Genomic DNA, 19,474 nt, shown 5'->3' with positions numbered 1-19,474 from the left:
GCCGATAACTTTCTGATCGACGCGAAATGGTGCGCGATCAATACTGACGGCATGGAAAAAGCAAGAGGAATCGCAAGGTATTGATTAATATGGAAAATTGGCCGAGGTCGCCGGTCTCTATCGCCTTGCGTGCGTAATGATCTTGCGCATTACGGTCGGAAGGGCTTCATCCGCCAGGTCTTCAGGTTCGGACCACCAGAATCCCTCGGGCAGGGAGTGCCTGCCGGCAATGTTCCGCTGTAGACCGTCACCTCCAGGTGGAAGTGCGTGAAGGTGTGCGTGGCAACGCCCGCATGCTTGTGCCACTGCGCGTTGACTGGAGCATATGAAAGCGCCGTCTCTTCGGCAAAATCCGTGCTCCAGACCGTGCCAGGCACTTCGGCCATGCCGCCCAAAAGCCCCTTGGGCGGGCGCTTGCGCAGGGCAAGGGCGCCATTGGCATTCCGCAGCATGACAAAGGCCGCGCCCCGCCGGGTTGGTTTCTCTGTCTTTGCAGCCTTACGGGGCAAGGTGTCGGCGATACCCTGACGGCGGCCTTCGCAAGCTGCGCTCCAGGGGCACAGAGCACACGCCGGGCGGCGCGGGGTGCAGATGGTCGCGCCCAGGTCCATCACGGCCTGCGCAAAGTCGCCAGGTCTTTCTTCAGGCGTCAGTGCATCCATAGCCGCACGGATTGCAGGCTTAGCGCCGGGTAGCGGCTCTTCGATCAAATGCAGCCGCGACAGAACGCGCTCCACATTGCCGTCCACGACGGCAGCGCGCTGGTCAAAGGCAATGGCGGCGATGGCTGCCGCCGTATAGGGGCCGATGCCGGGCAGGGCCTTGAGGCCTTCTTCCGTCTCGGGAAAACGGCCGCCAAACTCGAAGGCCACCTTTTCAGCGCAGGCCTTCAGGTTGCGGGCGCGGGAGTAATACCCCAGTCCGGCCCATGCCTTCATCACGTCATCGGTTTCAGCGTTGGCCAGATCCGTAACCCGCGGCCATTTGGCGGTGAAAGCCAGGAAGTAATCCTTCACTGCGGCAACGGTCGTCTGCTGCAGCATGATCTCCGACAGCCACACCCGGTAAGGATCAGGGATAACACCCACCGCCCGCTCATGCGGCGGCACGCGCCAGGGTAGGGCACGGGCATTGCGGTCGTACCAGGCCAGAAGCTCTTGTGCGCGCTGAGCGGCGGCCTGTTCCTGCAGAAGGGGCGAAGATGATGCGTCCATGGCGCAAAGCTTGGCCGTGAGTGGCGGTAAATCAAGGCTCGCCATGTGCGGCAACTGGGGAAAAGCAGGTGAAAATGCCCCGTCATTTGAGCGTTAAGAGGCTGGTCTTGATTTCGGCGCAAACTGCAAGGAGGAGTTTGACATGGAGATGCGGGCACAATGCGCCCGCCGCAGAGGGAACTGGGCACAGCGATGAGCAGCTTGGGCGGATCGGGCAGACAGGGGCGGGTGCAGTCGCGTCCGCTTGCCGATCTGATCGGCAAGGCGATGGAGCCCGTCTTCCGCAAGCGTGGCTTTGCCTCGGCCGATCTGGTTGCCAGCTGGCCGGATATCGTTGGCGAGCGTTACGGCGAAAGGGTGCGGCCCGAGCGGCTGATCTGGCCGCGCACGCCGGACAGGGATGGTTCAGGCGTGCCGGAACCGGCAACCCTTGTGGTCAACACCGATGGGGCAACGGCTCTGATGCTGACCCACGACATGCCCATCGTGCTGGAACGCATCAACGCTTACTTCGGTTGGGCAGCGGTGGGCCGCATCCGAATTGTTCAAAAAACCGTGACTGTGCCAGTGAAAAAACAGCGGCCTGTTCTGCGTGCATTGACGGATGATGAGCAGAAGAAGCTGGATGCGAAGCTTGACGGGCTTGAGCACAAGGGCCTGCGCCAGGCGCTCGAAACCCTCGGCAAGCAGGTCATTGCCCGTTCTTCCGGCAGCTGAGCAGGGCCGTTAACGAGACAAATTTCCGCCATCCATATGCCGTTCTGCCGATGCGGCAGGCTTTTGACATCACGGACACGTGTGTTTCCCACTGCTGCCACAATTGCACTGTCCGGTTGACGTGTCCCTTGCAAGCGGGCACATGACTGCGACCGCCAAACAGTATCAGGCAGGATATGATCGTGAACCTTACCCGCAGACAGCTTCTGGCCAGCGCCGCCGCAACCACCTTTGCCGCCGCCCTGGTAACCTCCGTTCCGGCCTTTGCCCAATCGGCAGATGTTGCGAAGCTGATGGAGCCGGGCCCCCTCGGTGACATTGTGCTTGGCAATGAAGATGCACCGGTGACCATCATCGAATACGCGTCGATGACCTGCGGCCATTGTGCCAACTTCCACAAGAACACGCTGCCGGAGCTGAAGAAGCAGTATATCGACACGGGTAAGGCGAAGCTTATCCTGCGCGAGTTCCCGCTTGATCCGGTTGCCTCAGGCGGCTTCATGCTGGCCCGCTGTGCGCCCAAGGACAAGTACTATGATGTGGTTTCGGCCATGTTCGCTGATCAGCGCAGCTGGGCGTTCACGCAGGATCCGTACAACTCGATGCTGAACTTCTCCAAGCAGCTGGGCTTCACGCAGGAAAGCTTCGAGGCGTGCCTTGGCAACCAGCAGCTTCTGGATGGCATTACCGCCGTGCAGGAACGGGCCTCCAAGGAATTCGGCGTCAATTCGACCCCGACCTTCTTCGTCAATGGCGAGCGTATTGTCGGCGCTGCCTCGTTCGACGAGTTTGCCAAGGTGATCGACAAGCACCTCTGAGCCCGCGGCTCCGGTTGAGCTTCCACCCCGCCGCAGGACCGCTGCGGCGGGGTGTTTTATTGCCGTTTTCCCCGCTATTCCCGCAATTGGCGGTTTGATCCGTGCGGCATGCCGCGGCTTTTCCTTGACAAGAGCCCCTCTCGTCAGCCGGAGTCTGTTCCAAAGGGTATGGCTGGGGAGCCATGCCCCGCAGCTGTCTGGCCCTGGGCTGGCGGCATCTTTCCGGGGCGCATACGCGTGACAGAAATGCTCGACAGGGTAATGGCTTCTGCCTGCCCGGCCCTATGGCCGGGGAGGGACGGCTGTGCCCTGGCTGGGGCAGAGGGGGTATGCAGCCCCTCGCTAACTCCGGACACTTGCGGCGTGCTGATACGCTTTTACCCCCTCTGTCTGCTGTCGCAGACATCTCCCCCTCAAGGGGGAGAGGGGCGCTGCGGCCAGATCTCCGGCGTGTCAGTCCATTCCCTCCTCCACACGGTTGGAGGCGCGGCGTGAAGTTCAACAAGCTGCGCGTGGCCGGATTCAAGTCCTTCGTGGAGCCGATGGAATTCGTCATCGGTGAGGGGCTGACCGGCGTTGTTGGCCCCAACGGCTGCGGCAAGTCCAATCTTGTCGAGGCTTTGCGCTGGGTGATGGGAGAAAACTCCTACAAGAACATGCGCGCCTCCGGCATGGACGACGTGATCTTTTCGGGCAGCCTCAACCGCCCGGCCCGCAACACGGCGGAAGTCACGCTCTTCCTCGACAACGCCGACCGCAAGGCGCCCACCGGCTTCAACGACAGCGACATGCTGGAAGTCAGCCGCCGTATCGAGCGTGAGGCAGGGTCTGTCTACCGCATCAACTCGCGCGACGTGCGTGCCCGTGATGTGCAGCTGCTGTTCGCCGATGCCTCAACCGGTGCCCGTTCACCTGCCATGGTGCGTCAGGGGCAGATCGGCGAGTTGATCTCCGCCAAACCCACCTCCCGCCGTCAGATCCTGGAAGAGGCGGCAGGCATCTCTGGTCTGCACAGCCGGCGCAACGAGGCGGAGATCCGGCTGCGCGCTGCGGAGCAGAATCTCGAGCGTCTGGAAGACGTTCTGGTGCAGATTGACGGCCAGCTCGACAGCTTGCGCCGCCAGTCCCGGCAGGCGGCACGCTACCGCAATCTGTCTTCAGAGATACGGTCTGCGGAAGCGGCGATATTGTATCTGCGCCTGAACGAGGCCCGTGAGGGGCTGGAGGAGGCGGACCGCATGTTCACCGCTTCGCGTGCCGAGGTGGTGGCGGCTGCGGAAGCGCAGACAGAGGCCGCAAAGACGCAAGCTATCGCCTCCCACCGCCTGCCGGAGATACGCGATGCTGCGGCGCGTGCCGGTGCCGCCCTGCAGCGGCTGGTCATCGCCCGCAATGAGCTGGATGCTGAAGACCGGCGCGTGCGTGAAAAGCTGGTGGACCTCAATCGCCGCCTTGTTCAGCTGGCGGAGGATCTTGCCCGCGAAGAGCGGATGATTGAGGAAAACAGCGAGGTTCTCGAGCGGCTTGCCGAAGAGCGGGCCGAACTGCTGGAAGAAGCCGAAACCGCTGCCGAACGTGCCGAACTTGCTGCGGAGCGCGTCGAGGACGCGGGCAGCAAGGTTCGCGATCTTGAGGAAGTTCTCAACGAGAAGACCGCAGCCGAGGCCCGTGTGACGGCGCAGCGCCAGCAGATGCAGCGTACGCTGGATGAAGCACGTGGCAAGGCCGAGCGCTTGCGCTCCCAGTCTGCCGATGCCTCCCGGATGTATGAGGCACTGCGGGCCGAAATGGATGCCGCCGACGGCGTTGCCGAGCGTGCTGAAGAGGTGGAGCTGCGCGAGGCGGCCGTTCTGGAGGCTGAAGAGCGGCTTGAGACGGCCGAACAGGACACCCGCAACGCCCGTGAGGCGGAGCAGGGCGCCCGTGCGCCGCTGGCCGAAACCGAGCGAGTTCTGCAACGCCTTGAGACCGAAGCCCGCACGCTGGAAAGCGTGCTCAATATGGTGGCCGCCGGGGCGCATGCGCCTGTGGTCGACAGCATGACCGTGAAGCCCGGCCTGGAAACGGCCTTGGGTGCAGCGCTGGGCGATGATCTGGAAGCCTCGCTGGACGAGGGCGCGCCCGTGCGCTGGTCGGGAACGGCAGAAAACGCGGCGGCAGCTGATTCTCCCCTGCCATCCGGCGCGAGCCCACTGGCAGCGGAGGTCCAGGCCCCCGCTGAGCTGCGCCGCCGTCTGGCGCAGATCGGTGTTGTTTCAGCGGAAGAGGGGCCACGTCTTCAGGCACTGCTGAAACCGGGTCAGCGGCTTGTTTCCCGCGAAGGGCACCTGTGGCGCTGGGATGGCTTCACTGTCGCTGCGGACGCTCCGACGCCTGCGGCCCAGCGGCTGGCACAGCGCAACCGGCTCGCCGCTTTGGCTGGCGAAATCGAGATTGCCGGAGAGCGTGTTGAGACGGCCCGTGAGGCGCTGGAAATGGCTTCCGCGCGGGTGCAGCAGGCCGGGGAGCGGGAACAAGCGGCACGCCAGCAGTTGCGCGATCACCAAAAGGCCCTGAGCGACGCTCGTGAAGCGCTGATGGCAGCAGAGCGGGTGCTCTCCCAGCTGGCGCTCCGTCTGCAGGGCGCAGAGGATCTGGCGCGGCGCCTGTCCGCCGAAGCCGAAGAGGCCGCCGAACGGGTGGAGGAAGCGGCTGAACGGCTGGAGGAACTACCGGACTCAGGCGGGCTGACGGAGGAAATCCATCAGCTTCACACACAGCTGGCCGCCGCCCGTAGCGCCCTGTCCGAGGCACGGGTGATGGCCGACAGCATCGCCCGCGAAAAGCAGATGCGCGACCGGCGGCTGGAGGCAATTGCCCGCGAGCATGAAAGCTGGCGCAGCCGCGCTGCCAATGCCACTTCGCAGATCGAAACGCTGCGCGCCCGCATGGGCGAGGCGGTGGACGAGCGGCAGGAGCTGATCGAGGCGCCGGAGGACATCGAGATCCGCCGCCGCGACCTTTTCAGCGCCTTTGCCAAGGCGGAGGCTGCCAAGCAGGAGGCGGACGACACACTTGTGAAGGCCGAGGCTTCCCTGTCAGATGTTGACCGCATGGCACGGGAGGCGCAGGAAGTGCTGTTCCGTGCCCGTGAAGGGCACGTGCGCGCCGAAGAGCGCGTGGCCGCCGCCCGTGAGCGTGTGGAGGCAGTTATTGCCCGCATTTCGGAAGCGCTGGATGTGCCGTTGATCCAGCTGCCGGAGCTGGCGGGCTTCACCGAAGGTGCGCCGCTGCCGGACCCGGAAAGCATGGAGCGCAAGCTGGAGCGGCTGAAGGCCGAGCGCGAGCGGCTGGGCGGGGTGAACCTGCGCGCTGATGACGAACTTGCGGAGATCGACACCCAGCGCGAGACGCTTGCCCGCGAGCGTGACGATCTGATCGAGGCGATCAAGCGACTGCGCACCGGCATTTCCAACCTCAACCGCGAGGCGCGCGAGCGCCTGCTGGCTTCCTTCGAGATCGTCAACGGCCATTTTCAGCGCCTGTTCACCCATCTCTTCGGTGGCGGCACGGCAGAACTTCAGCTGGTGGACAGCGATGACCCACTGGATGCCGGCCTGGAAATCGTCGCCCGTCCGCCGGGCAAAAAGCCGCAGACCATGACGCTGCTGTCGGGCGGCGAGCAGGCGTTGACGGCCATGGCACTGATTTTTGCGGTGTTCCTGACCAATCCGGCGCCGATCTGTGTGCTCGACGAAGTGGATGCGCCGCTGGACGACGCCAATGTGGAGCGCTACTGCGACCTACTGGAAGAAATGGCGAGGCGCACAGAGACGCGCTTCGTGGTGATCACCCACAACCCGATCACCATGGCACGGATGAACCGCTTGTTCGGCGTCACCATGGCCGAACGCGGCGTATCGCAGCTGGTGTCCGTGGACCTTGAAACCGCAGAGCGATTCCGCGACGCGGTATGACGAAACACCGAACTGTGGCAAGGCAAGGGCAAACAGGGCGGAAAAGTCGCGCCGGAACTTGTTCACGGAACCGGAAAAATCAATCGTTTCAATAAGTTGAATTCCATATCCATGTTCTTGACAGGGCAGGTGGTGCCGACTATTGTGCGCCCGGCTTAAGGGGGCGACGGAGGGTCGGCGTTTCCTTTGTTGGATGTGAGGGACCTATGGACCGTTCGCCGCAACAAGGGGATGCCAAAGAAGGATCCTCTGAAATTTCCGAAGCTGACCTGTCGTCTCGACGGGAGAAGCTCAATCAGCTGCTGGAAGAGCGCCGCCAAAGCGAAATACGCGCAGAGGCAAAGGCGAGCCGCAGTTCGACGGCCGGCATGGCACAGGCAATGAAGCTCTCTTCGGAGTTCATTGCAGGCATCGTGGCGGGCGGCATGATTGGCTGGCTCCTGGATCAGTGGCTGGGAACGATGCCCATCGGGCTTGTCGTTTTCATTCTGCTGGGGTTCGGTGCGGGGATTCTCAATGTGCTCAGGTCAGCCGGAGTGGTGCCTGAACAGGGAGAGGCCTGGCGCAAGCCGGTCACACCGGGTGAGAAAGATGAAGATTCTGATGAGTCTTCTCAGGATTCTCCCCGAAAGTGACTTGACGTGACGGCGGTGTGACGACTAAGAGCCCGCGCAAACAGCGCTTTGTGAACGATAGAACGAAGGTTGACCGGTGGCGAACGATCCGATCCATCAGTTTCATATCAAGACGCTCGTCCCGATTGAGGTCGGCGGTATCGATCTGTCCTTCACCAATTCCGCCCTGTTTATGGTGGTGACGGTCATTACCGCTGCGGCGTTCCTGATTTTCTCGTCTTCCAGCCGCGGCCTGATCCCGTCCCGCTGGCAGTCCATGGCAGAGCTGAGCTACGAATTCGTGGCCGGGATGCTGCGCAATGGCGCCGGGACGGAAGGCATGCGCTTCTTCCCGCTGGTGTTCTCGCTGTTCATGTTCGTGCTGGTCGCGAACCTGCTCGGCATGTTCCCATACTTCTACACGATCACCAGCCAGATCATCGTGACCTTCGCTCTGGCTATGCTCGTGATCCTGACGGTCATGGTCTACGGCTTCGCCCGTCACGGGCTGCACTTCCTGCACCTCTTCGTTCCGGCCGGTGTGCCGGGCGCACTGGTGCCGCTTGTTGCGCCGATCGAAGTGATCTCGTTCCTTTCCCGCCCGATCAGCCTCTCCGTTCGTCTTTTCGCGAACATGCTGGCGGGCCATATCACCCTCAAGGTGTTCGCCGGGTTCGTTGTCAGCATGAGCGCCATGGGTGCAGCTGGCATGTTCGGGGCCGTCCTTCCGCTCGGGATGACGGTGGCGCTGACGGCACTGGAGTTCCTCGTTGCGTTCCTGCAGGCGTATGTGTTCACGCTGCTGACCTGCATGTACCTCAACGACGCCCTTCACCCGTCTCACTAAACTCACCAACTCATGTGGCCGCAAAGGCCGCCTGACAACGCTGACAAACGTCAATTAGGAGCACGTGTCATGGAAGCAGAAGCAGCAAAGTTCATTGGCGCTGGTATCGCCGCTCTCGGCATGGGCCTCGTCGCCCTGGCTCTGGGTAACATCTTCTCCAACTTCCTGTCGGGCGCTCTGCGTAACCCGTCCGCCGCTGATGGCCAGTTCGGCCGTCTGGTGTTCGGCTTCGCCGTGACCGAAGCTCTGGGCATCTTCTCGCTGCTGATCGCCCTTCTGCTCCTGTTCGCCGTCTAATCGTCCCTAACGGCGTATTGGAACGAATGAGACCGGGGGCGGCGCACCTGCGCCGCCTTCCCGGTATCCGGAGGCGATAATGGCAGGCGAAACCCATACTACTGTGGACGGTCAGGTTCTCCTGGACGTTCCGGCACAAGAACACGGGGCAGGTTTCCCGCCGTTCGACCCGACCCATTTTGTCTCGCAGCTGTTCTGGCTGGTTGTCACCTTCGTGGTCTTCTACTGGATCATGAAGAATGTGGCGCTGCCGCGTATCGCTGGTATCCTCGAGGACCGTCACGACCGCATCGCGGGCGACATGTCGGAAGCCGAGCGCCTGAAGCGCGAGACCGACGAGGCCATTGCTGCTTATGAGCAGGCCCTGTCCGAAGCCCGTGCCCGTGCACGTGCCATCGCGCAGGACACCCGCGAAAAGCTCAAGGCTGAAACGGATGCACGCCGCGCCACCGCCGAGCAGGGCCTTGCGGCCAAGCTGGCAGAGGCCGATGCGCACATCTCGTCCATCAAGGACAAGGCTCTTGCCCAGGTTGGTGAGATCGCCAGCGAGACATCTTCTGCCCTGGTGGAAGCTCTCATCGGCGTGGCTCCGGCCAAGGCTGAAGCAGACGCTGCCGTTCAGGCTGCGGCTAAGTAAGGAGACCGGTCATGGATGCATCATTCTGGGCACTGGTCGGCCTGATCCTGTTCTTTGTCCTGATCGCCTGGCTCGGTATTCCGGCCAAGATCTCGGCAGCGCTCGATAGCCGCGCAGTCAAGATCCGCACGGATCTGGAGGAGGCCCGCAAGCTTCGTGAAGAAGCTCAGGCGCTCCTGGCAGACTATCAGCGCCGCCGTCACGAAGCCGAAGCCGAAGCTGAAGCAATCGTGGCTGAGGCCCGTGCAGAGGCAGAGCAGCTGACGCTTGAGACCACCCGGTCTCTGGAAGAGCTGATTGCCCGCCGCACCAAGTCTGCTGAAGACAAGATTGCCCAGGCCGAAGCTCATGCCATCGCGGAAGTGAAGGCAAAGGCTGCTGATCTGGCGGTTGCTGCTGCGGAAAGCATGCTGGTGGCCAAGGTGACGGGGTCCGTTGCCGAGGGTCTGACGGCAAAGAGCATCGAACAGGTCAAGTCTGGCCTCAACTGAAGCTGGACCGGATCACTGATCTCATGAAAGCGGCCCTTGCGGGCCGCTTTTTGTTGCGCGTGAAGGTCAATTCCGCACTGCTGCGGCCACGGGCCGGAACGACATGCGGTGAAGGGGACAGGGGCCGAGCGCCGTCAAGGCGCTGGCATGGGCTGGTACGCCATAGCCCTTGTGCACGGCAAAGCCGTAGCCGGGAAAAAGCCCGTCTGCCCGCTCCATCATCCGGTCACGGGTTACCTTGGCAATGATTGAGGCAGCAGCGATGGCAAGACACCGCCCATCGCCCTTGATCAGCGCCTGCCCATCCACCCCAAGGCCCGGTGGCACATCGCGGCCATCCACCAGAACATAGCCTGCCTTCCGAGAGAGGCCAGCCACGGCGCGGCGCATGGCGTCCAGAGTTGCAGCCCGGATGTTCATCCGGTCGATTGTGGCGGCCGAACTGCTGGCAACACTGACGAAAGCCGTAGCGCAGATCTCGTCATAGAGGGTATTGCGGCGGCTTTCCGTAAGCTTCTTCGAATCGTTCAGCCCTACTGGCAGGTTCGCGTAGTCGAGGATCACGGCTGCCGTGACGACGGGCCCGGCCCAAGGGCCACGTCCCGCCTCATCGACACCGCATAATGCGCCGTTGAGGCCTGATGCATGTGCAGCTTCAAGCATTGGGTCCAGCGTTTCGCCGAATCGCAGATCAAAAAGGGAAGGGGCCTTGCTCATGCAGCGGATCGTGATGATTCCCTGCAGCAATGCAAGGGCTTGGACCTGCCACGCGCTATATCAGAAAAGGGAAAGCTGCACCCCGCCCACCTGCGGTGGGGTGAAAAGCTCCATATTCAGCTTCTTGCGCCGCTGGTTCAGTCCCAGCCGCTTGCAGGCAAGGCTGAAGCGCTGGCCGATCTGCTGGGCATAGGGACCGAGCCCGCGCATCCGCTGTCCCCATTCCGCGTCGTAGTCCTTCCCGCCGCGCATGGAGCGCAGAATGTTCATAACATGGCGGTAGCGGTCCGGCCGGTTGCGCAGAAGCCAGTCGCGGAACAGCTCGGACACTTCCAGCGGCAGGCGCAGCAGGATGTAGCCCGCCTCGGTTGCGCCATGCTCTGCGGCGGCCTCCAGAAGAGCTTCGATCTCGCTGTCGGTCAGGGCCGGGATTACCGGCGCCATCATTACGGAAGCCGGAATGCCGGCCTCCGACAGGCCCTTCAGGGCCGCCAGGCGCCGGTGCGGCGCGCTGGCACGCGGCTCCAGCGTGCGTACAAGATCCTTGTCGAGCGAAGTGATGGATAGCGCCACCTTGGCAAGCCCCTTCTCTGCCATGCGCGACAGAATATCCGCATCTCGCAGCACCAGCGCTGACTTGGTGACGATGGCGACCGGGTGATTGTAGGTCTCCAGTACAGTCAAGATCTCCCGCATCAGCTTGTAGCGCCGCTCGATGGGCTGGTAGGGATCCGTGTTGGTGCCGATGGCGATGGTGCGCACCTGATAGCCCGGCCGGGCCAGTTCCCGTTCCAGCAGCTCCGCCGCATTGGGCTTGGCGAAGAGCCGCGTCTCAAAGTCGAGGCCGGGGGAAAGTCCCATGAAGGCGTGACTGGGCCGGGCAAAGCAATAGATGCAACCATGTTCACAGCCCCGGTAGGGGTTGATCGAACGGTCAAAGGAAATGTCAGGCGAGGAGTTGCGGGTGATGATGGTGCGCGCCTTCTCCTCCTGCACCGTTGTCTTCAGTGGAGGCAGATCGTCTGGCGTCTCCCAGCCATCATCAAAGCCTTCGCGTTGCTGGCTCTCGAAGCGTCCCGGCATGTTGAGCGCGGCCCCGCGCCCGCGCCGCAGATCCTCATCAAGGCGCAATGCGGCCATGGCAGCTTCCCGTGTATCCTGTTCCGTCTGATCAATCCGCGCCATGCTTCAGCGACTCTCCAAGTGAGAACATAAGCAGAACATTAGCTGAAAATGCAAGCCGGGCAAGGCCTCTCTCGCCAGACCCCGGAAAAGGCGCTACAACCCGTTTCATGATCAGTGTTGTCCTTGCCACACATGACAATGAAGCCCAGCTTGCGCATGCGCTGACGGCCCTTGTGCCGGGCGCGGCGGACGGCCTCGTGCGCGAGGTCCTCGTGGTGGATGGCGGCTCGTCCGATGCCACGCACAGGGTCGCGGACGCGGCCGGCTGCGAGTTTGAGGTGTTGACCAAGGGTGAGGGAGCACGTTTCGCTCATGGGGCGAAACTGGCACGCAAGTCACCCTGGCTGCTGTTTCTCAATGCCTCAACTGTGCTGGAGCATGGCTGGCATCAGGATGTCCAGACATTCATCGAGCGGGTAGAGCGCTCCGGTCAGGCGGACCGATGCGCTGCCGCTTTCCGGCTGAAGCTGGATGCCTTCGGTTTCGGGGCGAGGCTGGCCGAGTTTGGCGCGTTGATGCGCAGCCAGGTGCTGGCAATGCCGAATGCGGATCAGGGGCTGCTGATTTCCCGCAGGTTCTATGAGGAACTGGGTGGTTACAGGGATCTTGCAGGCATGGCCGATCTCGACCTGGTGCGCCGCATTGGCCGCAGCCGCATCCGTCTTCTGCGCAGCAGTGCGATTGCCGGAGTGCCGGGCCGGGAGGCGCGGACAGGACTTCGCCGCACCGCGGCCCGCATGGCGGTCGCCGCACTGCGCGTTCCGCCTGCACTGGCGGCGCGGCTGCACGGCTGAGCTGGATTTCTCTGCGCGCTCCAGGTGCCCGGTGCTATCAGGCAGCCGGGGCATTGCCGGGATGCGGATATTTGATTGACGGGAATTGGCATTAGCTCAACGCCGGAGTTTTACGCTCGAATGAGGCTCATTGCATTTGCGCTCGCTTTTGCTTTCAGCTTGGCTGTGGCACGCGGAGATGAGGCGCGCGACAGCTTCATCCAGTCCAACATCATTTCAACACTTTACCACGAGTTCGGCCACGCCCTTGTGGATGTGCTGGAACTGCCGGTTCTGGGGCGCGAGGAAGATGCTGCCGACGCTCTGGCCACATTGCTGATCCATGAGCTGTGGGAAGAGGATGCGGCGGTCACCATCGTTTATGATACGGCCTATGCCTATAGTCTGGCTCATGACGAGACTGAGCGGGAAGGCGATGGGCCTGTCTATCACGGCCAGCACGGAACGGATCTTCAGCGCTACTATATGCTTGTCTGTCATTTCTACGGCGCAAATCCGGACGAACGTGCCGAGGTGGCACGGGAACTGGAACTGCCTGAGGAGCGGATGGAAGACTGTCCCGACGAATGGGAGCTCATGGCTTCCTCCTGGGGCAAGGCGCTTGATGCCATCGAGAAGCCATCGGGCAAAGGCAAGCTGGTGCTCGTGCCGGGAAAGGGCGGTGAGCCGGCCCGCTCGCTGGTTGCCTCGGAGGTCAAGGATCTCAACGCGCTTTTCAGCCTGCCAGTGACGGTGCATGTGCGGATCGAGTCCTGCGGCGAGGCCAACGCCTTCTACTATCCGGGCGACAAGGCGATTGTTGTCTGCACCGAATATGCTGAAGACCTGGGCCGGATGTGGGACGAGGCACCCGATGAGGCACAAGAGGAAACAGCCACCAGCGGGGAGTGAGGCAAGCAGCCTGCGCCTTCCTGTTGTTCCAGCCGCCTGATCGGGCCTCCGGTGCGTGTCAGACCGGTTTCTTCCGCCCCGCCCGCAGTGTTTCAGCTGGTGTCTCGCCGAAGAGTTCGCGGTACGAGCCGGCCGCACGTCCGGCATGCAGCAACCCGCAGGCCTGCATCAGCGTAGTGATGTTGGACGCGCCATCCCTGCGGCCGCGCGCGGCCATCAGGTGCTGACGCAGCATGCTGAGCCGCCTCTCCTGAAGCGCTTGCGAGATCGTCTGGCCCCGCTCGGCCTGAAAGGCGAGTTGCAAGGCCCGCAGGCTGTAGCCGCAGGCGCTGGCCAGCTCAGCGAAGTCGATGGGGTCTGCCAGATGGGCGTCGATGTAATCGAGTGCCCGGGCGACCTTGCGCCCGGTACCCGCCAGATCTTCAGGCGCGGCGCAAAGTCTGTCCCGCGCCGTGCCTGCATGGGTCCACAGCAGCGCATGGGTGGTGGACCAGCCAAGCCGGTTCAGCGCGTCTGCTCCGGCCGGATCTTCGCGCGGGATCTGGTCAGCCAGCCGGGCAAGCGCAAGGATTTGCGCCCCTAGCGTCCGCCCTGGCTCGCTGTCGAGCCGAAGCTGCGGATCGAAGACGATCTCCCGCGTTTCAGTTCCCGTCAGCGCGGCGAACATTTCCTCAACGGCCTGCCGCTCAAGTTTGAGGATGACTTGGCCGCAGCTGGCTTTCCAGCGCATCAGACTTGGCCGGGTGGGGGAGAGTACGGAAGCGGCGCGTGAGGCTCCCGTCGTAATCATCTGGCTGCCGATGCGCACTTCCGCACCGCTGCTCAGCGGGATCTGCACCAGAAAAAACCGTTCCAGGCAGCCAGGATCAATCTCTACCTCGCCGCCATAGGCAACATAGTTGATCGAACCGCCGGAGAAGGCGCGGCTGTTGTGGCAGGCGAAGAAGTCATGGCCATGATCGCGCGGACGCAGGCGGTGGGAGCAGAAGATCCGCCCGACCTCCTCCGCCGCCTGATCTACATCCTGCGTCGCCACCCGGGCGAAGCCGGCAAGTGGTATCTGGCTCGCTTGCATCTGCATGGTTTGCACCAGCGGTTTCTGGCCCGTCCCCTCGGCTTTTTCGCTCATTGCTGGACCAGTCAGTACAAATGCTAACACCGGAGAGCCGGCGAAGCAAAGCGGGAAACGGCGGTTTTTCGCGCAGCGCATGGAGCCTTTCGCCCAGCGGATAGACGAGAGGAGGCAGAAGCGCGTCTCGTAGGGGCAGGCCGGAGACAGGCACGGGGCTCAAGTCCATCACAAGTGCCACCCGGCCAGAGGAGAACAGCGCGCCCGCAACGGGCCAGGACGGAGAGAACCAGCATGAAGACTGCCATTGCGAACATGGTTCAGGTGAACACGGAACCCGGCATCACCCGCGCCGGAACCGGCCTTGACGACGTGGAGTGGAGCATTCTCGGCCATACCTATTGGATGAAGTCCGAGGGCGAGGCCTGCTTCTCCTTTGAAACGCTGGATCCGCCAGGAACCTTCGTGCCGCCGCATATCCACCCGACGCAGGACGAGTTCATCTATGTGCTGGAAGGCCGTCTCGATCTTTATCTGGGTGGCGAGCATCACGTTGCCAATGCGGGCGATGTGGTGCGCATGCCGATGGGCATTCCGCACGGCTACTACAATCTCACCGACAAGCCCACCCGTGCCATCTTCTGGGTGTCGCCTGCAAGGCGCCTGCGCGAGCTTTTCGATCAGTTGCACAATGTGGGCGATCCGGCGGAAGTGGTGCGCCGCTCTGCCCTGAGAGAGGTGCACTTCCTGCGCCCGGATGAAATGACCTTCGATCCGCTGACCCTGAAGATCTGACGGCCTTCCGGCCAAAGACACAAAGTCAGGTTGCCGGTGCGGCCGGAGCTGTCCGGCCCGCCGTGCGGGACAGGAGATTTCGATCATGACCAAACGCAAACAGGTCTGCGTCATCGGCGCGGGCGTGAGCGGGCTTGCGGCCGCGCATGCCTTTCACGAACAGGGGCATGTGGTGACTGTGCTGGAGCGCAGCCACGAGCTTGGCGGTGTCTGGGCGCCGCACCGTTCCTATCCCGGCATCCGCACCCAGAGTCCGAAGGAGCTTTACCGCTACACGGATGCCGCCATGCCGGAGACTTATCCGGAGTGGCCGTCCGGGGCGCAGGTGCATGCCTATCTGGAAAGCTATGCCAGGGAGAAGGCGCTGCTGCCATTGATCAGGTTCAACACCACCGTCACCGGTCTGTCCCGGCGCGATGGTGGCGGCTGGTGGGTGGAAACGGCGGAAGGCCGCACAGGCTATGATTTCGTCACCATTGCCAGCGGCGTCTTCAGCGACCGTAACGAGCTGGTCCATCCGGGTATGGATGAATTCAGGGCAGGTGGTGGCCAGATACTGCATTCCAGCGAATACACTGACCCGGCACTGGTGAAAGGCCGCAAAGTGGTGATCCTCGGCTTCTCCAAGTCGGCGACGGATGTTGCGGTCAATGCGGTGCAGCAGGGGGCGGCATCGGTCACGATCGTCTATCTGGAACCGGTCTGGCGGGTACCCTATCACTTCGCCGGATTGATCAACTTCAAGCGCATCCTCTATTGCCGCGCTTCGGAGGGCATGTTCCCCGGCTGGGAGATGTCCTGGGGTGAAAGGCTGCGCCATGCGCTGACCAAGCCGCTGGTCTGGGCCAACTGGCGGGCACTGGAAAGCCTGCTGACCATGCAATTCGGGCTGAAGAAGCTCGGTATGCGGCCAAAACAGCCGATCGAAAACGGCATCGCCTGCGGCCTGTCTCTGGCGACCGAAGGCTTTTACTCGATGCTGAAGGATGGGCGGATCAAGGCCATTCAGGGCACGATTGCCGGATACGAGCCGGGTACCGTGATCCTGTCGACCGGAGACCGGCTGCCGGCGGATATTGCCCTTCTTGCCGTCGGCTGGAAGATGGGCGTGCCCTTCCTGCCGGACGAGGTGCGGCAGAAGCTGGTGGAGCAGGACGGGCAGTACAGGCTCTACCGGCTGGCGGTGAACCCGGATGTGCCTGATCTGGGCTTCGCAGGCTTCAACTCCTCCTTCGCCACGGTGCTGACCAGCGACATGGTGGCCCGCTGGCTGGTGCGCTACGCCGATGGCAAGCTGGCGCATCAGCCCTCAGCCAGTGAGATGAACGGCTGGATCGACCGGCATCTGGAATGGCGCAGGACGGTGCGCCCCGCAGCCAAAGGCTATGGCGGGCTGTGTTCTGCGCCTTATCACTTCCGCCATCTCGATGATCTGCTGGCCGATATGGGGGCGGCACAGCGCAGGCGGGCCAATCCGTTGGCGGAAACCTTCCTGCCACCGGACGCGGATGCCTACCGCGGCCATCTCGCCACCGTTCCTGCCTACAGTCTGGACAGTTGAAACGGCGTCAGGCTTGTTGCAGCTTGCCGCGCTTCAGGTGCTCATCGAGGCGCGGCATGATCTCCACGAAATTGCAGGGCATGTGGCGGTAGTCGAGCTGCCACTTGAGAATGCCGTCCCACGCATCTTTGCAGGCGCCCGGTGAGCCCGGCAGAACGAAGATGTAGGTTGCGCCCGCAACGCCTGCTGTGGCCCTTGATTGCACGGTCGAGGTGCCGATTTTCTCATAGGAAATGCGGTGGAAGACATAGGAGAAACCCTCCATCCGCTTCTCGAACAGCGGCTCGAGGGCTTCCGGCGTCACGTCACGCCCGGTGAAGCCTGTGCCGCCGGTGGTGATCACCACGTCGATGCTGCTGTCCGCGATCCAGCCGCGCACGGTCTCCCGGATGGCCTCCACATCATCGGGCACGATGCGCCGGTCTGCCAGCGTGTGGCTCGCACCTGCGATCCGCTCCACCAGAATAGTGCCCGAGCGGTCATCTTCCAGCACCCGCGTGTCGGACACGGTCAGCACCGCAATGCGCAGGGGGATGAAGGGGCGGCTGTCGTCGATGCGGCTCATGGCTCGGTCCTTGCGATCTTGATTCTGCCGCAGACATAGGGCCTCCGGGGCATTTGCGCCAGACGGCTATGGACATGTGCAGCTTCAACAAAATTGCGTCAGCGGGACATGAGAAGAATTTTTGCTGCTTATAGGTAAGCAATATTGACGTTTTTGAACGCCTGTGGTTCTGTCACTGCATCAGACGGGCCGGATTCCAAGGCCCGCAGAACGCCGGGAAGAGACCCCCATGCTGGACTGGGAACATGTGTTCGCGACGCGCTCGAAACGGATGCGCGCTTCGGAAATCCGTGAACTTTTGAAACTGCTTGACCGCCCCGACATCATTTCCTTCGCAGGCGGCATTCCTGATCCGGCTCTCTTCCCCAAGGACGTATTTGCTGAAAGCTATGCCCGTGTGCTGACCAGCGAAGGCGCAAACACGGCGCTGCAATATTCGGTCAGCGAGGGCAATCTGGCCCTGCGCAAGTGGCTGGTGGGCTATATGGCCAGCCTCGGCATCACCTGCCAGGTGGAGAACATCATCATCACCTCCGGTTCCCAGCAGGGGCTGGACTATCTCGGCAAGCTGCTGCTTTCGCCCGGTGACACGGCGCTGGTCAACTGGCCGACCTATCTGGGTGCGCTTCAGGCCTTCAACGCCTATGAACCGCATTACGACCGTCTGATCCCGCTTGGCAACCGTCCGGCGGAGGACTTCGTCAAGGCGGCGCAGGAGCGGGGCGGTGCGGTGAAATTTGCCTATGCCTCCGCTGACTTCGCCAACCCGACGGGCGAAACGCTGGACCGGCAGACACGCGAGCGCATTCTGGATTTGGCGGGTGAGCTGGACATTCCGGTGATCGAGGATGCCGCCTACCAGTCGCTGCGCTATGATGGCGAGCCGGTGCCGCCGATGCTAGCCCTCGACATTGCCCGCTGCGGCCATATCGACGCATCGCGCACCATCTATTGCGGCAGCTTCTCCAAGACGTTGTCTCCCGGCCTGCGCGTGGGCTGGATCTGTGCAGCAGCTCCCGTCATCAGCCGTCTGGTGCTGATGAAGCAGGCGGCAGACCTCAACACCTCCACCATTAACCAGATGGTTCTGGCGGACGTGGCTGAGCGCTATTTCGACACGCAGGTTGCCACGATCCGCAAGGCTTATCAGGCCCGCCGAGACTGCATGCTGGATGCGCTTAGCCGCCACATGCCGCAGGGGTGCAGCTGGTCACGCCCGGATGGCGGCATGTTCGTCTGGGTTACCCTGCCGGAGGGGCTGGACGGCGCGGCCCTGCTCGCCCGCTCGCTGGAGACGGTCAAGGTCGCCTTCGTGCCCGGCAAGGCTTTCTTCGCCGATGGCTCCGGTGCCAACACCCTGCGCCTCAGCTTCTCCTGCGCCAACGAAGCCATGATCGAGGAAGGCATCTCCCGCCTTGGCAAGCTAATCTCGGAAGCTTGAGAGCTCAGGACTGCTGAAATGGAAGAAAGGGCGGTCTGCGGGCCGCCTTTTTGTTTGCAGGAATGGCGATATGCCAAGGCTTTTGATGCTGACGCATCAAGCCTTGAATTTGCTCAAGCGCCGCGCAGGCTTAACCAACTCTCGATGTGTCAAGTTCATCGGGAGTTGGTACTAGCGGCGGTTGATGGTTATTGCGCGCCGGTCCCGGATTGCTTCTGCCAGCGCGCTTTGCAGGATCTTGGTGAAGCTGCGGCTGAAGGCACCAAGCCGGGCGCGTGGTTCGAAATAGAAGGACTGCTCGGGCAGGTCGGCGTTGAATTCATCGCAGACCACCCAAAGCCGGACCATCTCGTCCAGACCGGCGCGCTTGCGCTCAATCTCGGGAACCTCGACATGGGAGCGTTCTGCTGGTGGCTGCTGCGAAGTGACCGGCAGCAGGATCACTTCCATCTGGCCCTGATGCTTGCGCACAGCCAGCGCAACGGCACAAGGACGTCTTTTGCGCCCTTCTTCCTCGCCCCGTTCTGCCTGCCATGCCCACAAATATGGGTAATTCCAGAGGTCGCCGGGCTCGGGCAGAGGTGGTGCCGAGCGGTCAGTCATCCTTTATGCTGTCCGCAAGGGCTGAGAGCAACTCGCCGGCTTCGTTGTCCGTCAGAGACGACACGTGAACAGCCCGGCGCGTATCGTGCGGCGAAGTCAGGCGCTCATATTCTTCTGCTGACAGCATCACGAAACGCGGTTTGCCATGCCGCTGAATAGCAACAGGCTCCTGCGCTGCCGCTGCAAGCACATCTCCTGTCTTGTTGGCCAGTTCCGTGGCGCTGAATGTGCGCATGCTTAGTCTCCGTGCGGGATATCAAAT

Annotated in this window: 19 protein-coding genes and 1 pseudogene; 13 read left to right on the top strand and 7 right to left on the bottom strand. The window is 62.6% G+C overall.

Annotated elements, in window-relative coordinates:
* Window positions 1–117: 117 nt before the first annotated feature.
* Window positions 118–1,214, bottom strand: a pseudogene (gene mutY / locus ACQB61_RS14820) (A/G-specific adenine glycosylase).
* A gap of 192 nt (window positions 1,215–1,406) precedes the next feature.
* Between mutY and ACQB61_RS14815 the strand changes: the two are divergent.
* From ACQB61_RS14815 to ACQB61_RS14780, 8 genes are all read left to right on the top strand, one after another.
* Entirely contained in the window at window positions 1,407–1,931 is a 525-nt protein-coding gene (locus tag ACQB61_RS14815; protein ID WP_430513238.1) for a DUF721 domain-containing protein, read from the top strand.
* A 176-nt stretch (window positions 1,932–2,107) separates the two neighbouring features.
* Window positions 2,108–2,749, top strand: coding sequence for a DsbA family protein (locus tag ACQB61_RS14810; protein ID WP_430513237.1), 642 nt, complete (start codon window positions 2,108–2,110; stop codon window positions 2,747–2,749).
* A gap of 491 nt (window positions 2,750–3,240) precedes the next feature.
* Window positions 3,241–6,705, top strand: a complete 3,465-nt coding sequence (gene smc, locus ACQB61_RS14805; protein WP_430513236.1) for a chromosome segregation protein SMC — start codon at window positions 3,241–3,243, stop codon at window positions 6,703–6,705.
* A gap of 206 nt (window positions 6,706–6,911) precedes the next feature.
* Window positions 6,912–7,340 carry an AtpZ/AtpI family protein gene (locus ACQB61_RS14800; RefSeq protein WP_430513235.1) on the top strand — a complete coding sequence of 143 codons (429 nt, stop codon included), beginning with the start codon at window positions 6,912–6,914 and terminating at the stop codon, window positions 7,338–7,340.
* Between the two features lie 76 nt (window positions 7,341–7,416).
* Window positions 7,417–8,166 carry a F0F1 ATP synthase subunit A gene (locus ACQB61_RS14795; protein ID WP_430513234.1) on the top strand — a complete coding sequence of 250 codons (750 nt, stop codon included), beginning with the start codon at window positions 7,417–7,419 and terminating at the stop codon, window positions 8,164–8,166.
* A 69-nt stretch (window positions 8,167–8,235) separates the two neighbouring features.
* Entirely contained in the window at window positions 8,236–8,463 is a 228-nt protein-coding gene (locus ACQB61_RS14790; RefSeq protein ID WP_019963171.1) for a F0F1 ATP synthase subunit C, read from the top strand.
* A 79-nt stretch (window positions 8,464–8,542) separates the two neighbouring features.
* Window positions 8,543–9,100, top strand: a complete 558-nt coding sequence (locus ACQB61_RS14785; protein WP_430513233.1) for a F0F1 ATP synthase subunit B — start codon at window positions 8,543–8,545, stop codon at window positions 9,098–9,100.
* Between the two features lie 11 nt (window positions 9,101–9,111).
* Complete coding sequence (locus ACQB61_RS14780) at window positions 9,112–9,591, top strand: ATP F0F1 synthase subunit B (RefSeq protein WP_430513232.1); 480 nt, start codon at window positions 9,112–9,114, stop codon at window positions 9,589–9,591.
* Window positions 9,592–9,657: 66 nt separating this feature from the next.
* Here the strand turns inward: ACQB61_RS14780 and ACQB61_RS14775 are convergent, their stop codons facing one another.
* Both ACQB61_RS14775 and ACQB61_RS14770 read right to left on the bottom strand, forming a co-directional pair.
* A complete protein-coding gene (locus tag ACQB61_RS14775; protein WP_430513231.1) occupies window positions 9,658–10,308 on the bottom strand; it encodes a ribonuclease HII in 651 nt (216 codons plus the stop codon).
* 60 nt (window positions 10,309–10,368) lie between these two features.
* Complete coding sequence (locus tag ACQB61_RS14770) at window positions 10,369–11,493, bottom strand: PA0069 family radical SAM protein (protein WP_430513230.1); 1,125 nt, start codon at window positions 11,491–11,493, stop codon at window positions 10,369–10,371.
* A gap of 107 nt (window positions 11,494–11,600) precedes the next feature.
* On the opposite strand from ACQB61_RS14770, the gene ACQB61_RS14765 reads away from it, so the two are divergent.
* Window positions 11,601–12,287, top strand: a complete 687-nt coding sequence (locus tag ACQB61_RS14765) for a glycosyltransferase (RefSeq protein WP_430513229.1) — start codon at window positions 11,601–11,603, stop codon at window positions 12,285–12,287.
* Between the two features lie 120 nt (window positions 12,288–12,407).
* On the top strand, window positions 12,408–13,178 hold the full coding sequence (locus ACQB61_RS14760) for a DUF4344 domain-containing metallopeptidase (RefSeq protein WP_430513228.1): 771 nt from the start codon (window positions 12,408–12,410) through the stop codon (window positions 13,176–13,178).
* Window positions 13,179–13,236: 58 nt separating this feature from the next.
* Here ACQB61_RS14760 and ACQB61_RS14755 read toward each other — a convergent pair whose 3' ends face one another.
* A complete protein-coding gene (locus tag ACQB61_RS14755; protein ID WP_430513227.1) occupies window positions 13,237–14,259 on the bottom strand; it encodes a helix-turn-helix domain-containing protein in 1,023 nt (340 codons plus the stop codon).
* A 282-nt stretch (window positions 14,260–14,541) separates the two neighbouring features.
* Here ACQB61_RS14755 and ACQB61_RS14750 point away from each other — a divergent pair, with 282 nt between their 5' ends.
* The gene (locus ACQB61_RS14750) at window positions 14,542–15,042 is read left to right on the top strand and encodes a cupin domain-containing protein (RefSeq protein ID WP_430513226.1); all 501 of its coding nucleotides are present in this window, start codon (window positions 14,542–14,544) and stop codon (window positions 15,040–15,042) included.
* Between the two features lie 85 nt (window positions 15,043–15,127).
* The gene (locus ACQB61_RS14745; protein ID WP_430513225.1) at window positions 15,128–16,603 is read left to right on the top strand and encodes a flavin-containing monooxygenase; all 1,476 of its coding nucleotides are present in this window, start codon (window positions 15,128–15,130) and stop codon (window positions 16,601–16,603) included.
* Window positions 16,604–16,610: 7 nt separating this feature from the next.
* Here ACQB61_RS14745 and moaB read toward each other — a convergent pair whose 3' ends face one another.
* The gene (gene moaB / locus ACQB61_RS14740; protein ID WP_430513224.1) at window positions 16,611–17,168 is read right to left on the bottom strand and encodes a molybdenum cofactor biosynthesis protein B; all 558 of its coding nucleotides are present in this window, start codon (window positions 17,166–17,168) and stop codon (window positions 16,611–16,613) included.
* A 229-nt stretch (window positions 17,169–17,397) separates the two neighbouring features.
* On the opposite strand from moaB, the gene ACQB61_RS14735 reads away from it, so the two are divergent.
* Window positions 17,398–18,609, top strand: a complete 1,212-nt coding sequence (locus ACQB61_RS14735) for a PLP-dependent aminotransferase family protein (protein WP_430513223.1) — start codon at window positions 17,398–17,400, stop codon at window positions 18,607–18,609.
* A 171-nt stretch (window positions 18,610–18,780) separates the two neighbouring features.
* On the opposite strand, the gene ACQB61_RS14730 is transcribed toward ACQB61_RS14735, so the two are convergent.
* Window positions 18,781–19,212, bottom strand: coding sequence for a hypothetical protein (locus tag ACQB61_RS14730; protein WP_430513222.1), 432 nt, complete (start codon window positions 19,210–19,212; stop codon window positions 18,781–18,783).
* Entirely contained in the window at window positions 19,205–19,447 is a 243-nt protein-coding gene (locus ACQB61_RS14725; RefSeq protein WP_430513221.1) for a type II toxin-antitoxin system Phd/YefM family antitoxin, read from the bottom strand. The genes ACQB61_RS14730 and ACQB61_RS14725 overlap by 8 nt, the downstream gene beginning before the upstream one ends.
* Between the last annotated feature and the right edge of the window lie 27 nt (window positions 19,448–19,474).

The sequence above is a fragment of the Pannonibacter phragmitetus genome (genome assembly GCF_050510895.1).
GTDB lineage: Bacteria > Pseudomonadota > Alphaproteobacteria > Rhizobiales > Stappiaceae > Pannonibacter > Pannonibacter phragmitetus_B.
Note: the sequence above shows the minus strand (reverse complement) of the source record. Positions and strands in the feature narration are given on the sequence as shown.